This window comes from Clavibacter lycopersici (assembly GCF_003576405.1).
Lineage (GTDB): Bacteria > Actinomycetota > Actinomycetes > Actinomycetales > Microbacteriaceae > Clavibacter > Clavibacter lycopersici.
The window spans coordinates 1-2,228 of sequence record NZ_QWGT01000336.1; the positions used below are offsets into that span (position 1 = coordinate 1).

Sequence of the window (2,228 nt, forward strand, 5' to 3'; positions counted from 1 at the left end):
CGCCCGGGTACGCGGCCGCCGTCGTCACGGCGGGCGGGACGGACACGCTGTCCCTCGTCGCCCGCGGCCGCTCGGGCCTGTACGACGGCGCCGTGACCACCGTGCGCCTGCCGGCGCTCGGGCAGTCGGCGAGCGCCGGATCCGCGGCGCGCTTCCTCGCCGCGTCCGACGACGGCTCCGAGCTCTTCCTGTCCCGGGCGGGCACGGGATCCGTCCTCGAGATCGACGTCGCGGGCACGACGGCGACGGTGCGCGGCACGATCGCCGTCCCCTCCGCCCTCGCGGACGGCGGCTACCTCGCCACGGTGGATCCGCACCAGCGGCCCTACGACCTCAGCGGGCGCTGACCGGCATCCGTACCCGCACGACGACGGCCGCCCGGGATGCCGGGCGGCCGTCGTCGTCGTGCGGTGCGCGCCGCTACAGCGCGAGCGCGATGCGCCCGCTGTACACGCGGGTCACGGGCGGTGCGGCCAGCACCTCGCCGAGCCGCGCGGCGCCCTCGGGCGTGGCGCGCCAGGCGACGTAGGCGTCGTGGTCGGCGGTCGACGCCCACTGCTCCACGACGACCATGCGCGCGGGGTCGGCGTCGTCGACGAGGACCTCGAGGCCCTCGTTGCCCGCGAACGCGCGGGTGGCCTGCAGGGTCTCGCCGAGGACGTCGGCGACGTCGGCCAGGCGGCTCTCGTCGACCTGGATCTCGAGGTGCACGGTGGTGCTCATGGTGTCTCCGGTCCCGACGTCGGGCGGGCGGGGCCACGCGCGGCGTCGATCATGTGCGGGGACGATCCCCTCCTCCATCCAACCCCGCGCGGCTGCGTGGGAGTCCCGAGCGGGACGGGCGGGCGTGTCGGACGGGCCGGAAGGGCATGGGAGGACTGTCAGCGCGTGCGGCGGATCACCGGTCGCGGCGGAGCGCGGTGCGGAGCCGCTGGTACCCGGACACGACGGGCGGCGCCACGGGCGTCCTCTCCGGCGCGGTGTCGAGCCGGAGCTGCCGCTGGGCGAACTCGCGCGTCTCGATCAGCATGGCGAGGCGCTGCTCCTCGGTCTTGGCCTTGCGGGTGTTGACCTCGGCGACGACGCCGCCCTGCCAGCCCTGCTCGGCGAGCCAGCGGAGCGTCTCGGCGACGGGCTGCGTGCCGCGGCCGGGGAGGAGGTGCTCGTCGAGGATGCGGCCGTCGTCCTGCGAGCCGGATCCGTCGCACAGGTGCACGTGGCGGAGGCGCGGCCCGAGGGCCTTGGCCATCTCGAGCGCGTCCTGGCCGGAGAGCGAGGCGTGCGAGAAGTCGAGCGTTGTGGCGTCGCAGTCCATGTCGCGCGGATCCCAGCCGGGCGCGTACGCCTTCATGCTGCGGCCGGCGACCTGCCACGGGAACATGTTCTCGACCGCGATCTCGACGCCCGTCTCCGTCTGGATGGAGCGCACGATCTCGAGGAACGACTCGGCGTAGCCGGCCTGCCAGCGGAACGGCGGGTGCACCACGACGGCGGGCGCGCCGACGGCACGCGCGAGCTCGGCGGACCGCTCCAGCTTCACCTTCGGGTCGCGGCCCCACACGAAGTGCGTGAGCAGCAGCACGGGCGCGTGGATGGAGAGGATCGGCAGGCCGTGCTTCTCCGACATGGCCCGGAGGGCGGCGGCGTCCTGGGTGACCTCGTCGTTCGTCACCATGATCTCGACGCCGTCGAACCCCGCGCGCTTCGCCATGGCGAAGGCGTTCTCGACGGGCTGGGGGTACACGCAGGTGGTGCTCATGCCTACTCGGATCACGTCGGCGACCCTACCCGCCGCCCCTGTGCCCCCGGGATACGCGGGCGGTCCGGCGCGTGTCGGGTGCGCGACGCGGACAGACCGGGTGGGCATGCTGGATGCGACGGGAGGGCGGCGGACGCGCCGCCCGCGAGGCGGGGGAGCGGGCATGACGGCTGCGGGATCTGGCGACCACGGGGGCGCGGAGGCCTTCCGGAAGGAGCGGCCGGACGCGCCGCGCGGCTTCTTCGAGGCGGAGGCGGCGGGGATCGCGTGGCTCGCCGAGGCGGAGCCCGCCGGGGGAGCGCGCGTCGTGCGGGTGATCGACGTGGCGCCCGGCCGCATCGACCTGGAGCGCCTCCACGCCGCGCGGCCCGCGCGGGAGGCCGCCCGTGAGCTCGGCGCGGCGCTCGCCGTGACGACGAGGTTCGTCTCGTCGGTCGGCACCTCGCCCGCGCCCACGCCGCGCACGTCG

General features: G+C 75.6%; 2 protein-coding genes and 2 pseudogenes. 2 read left to right on the forward strand and 2 right to left on the reverse strand.

Translation table 11 applies throughout. The features are described 5' to 3' along the window. Positions 1-347 (forward strand): annotated as a pseudogene (locus DZG00_RS14740) (hypothetical protein); the annotation flags it as partial. 73 nt (positions 348-420) lie between these two features. Here the strand turns inward: DZG00_RS14740 and DZG00_RS14745 are convergent. Both DZG00_RS14745 and DZG00_RS14750 read right to left on the reverse strand, forming a co-directional pair. Further along, the gene (locus tag DZG00_RS14745; RefSeq protein ID WP_119383135.1) at positions 421-723 is read right to left on the reverse strand and encodes a putative quinol monooxygenase; all 303 of its coding nucleotides are present in this window, start codon (positions 721-723) and stop codon (positions 421-423) included. 175 nt (positions 724-898) lie between these two features. Next, positions 899-1,774 (reverse strand): sugar phosphate isomerase/epimerase family protein, encoded by an 876-nt coding sequence (locus DZG00_RS14750; RefSeq protein WP_119383136.1) that lies wholly within the window; start codon positions 1,772-1,774, stop codon positions 899-901. Positions 1,775-1,922: 148 nt separating this feature from the next. Here DZG00_RS14750 and DZG00_RS14755 point away from each other — a divergent pair. Further along, a pseudogene (locus DZG00_RS14755) lies at positions 1,923-2,228 on the forward strand (hypothetical protein); the annotation flags it as partial.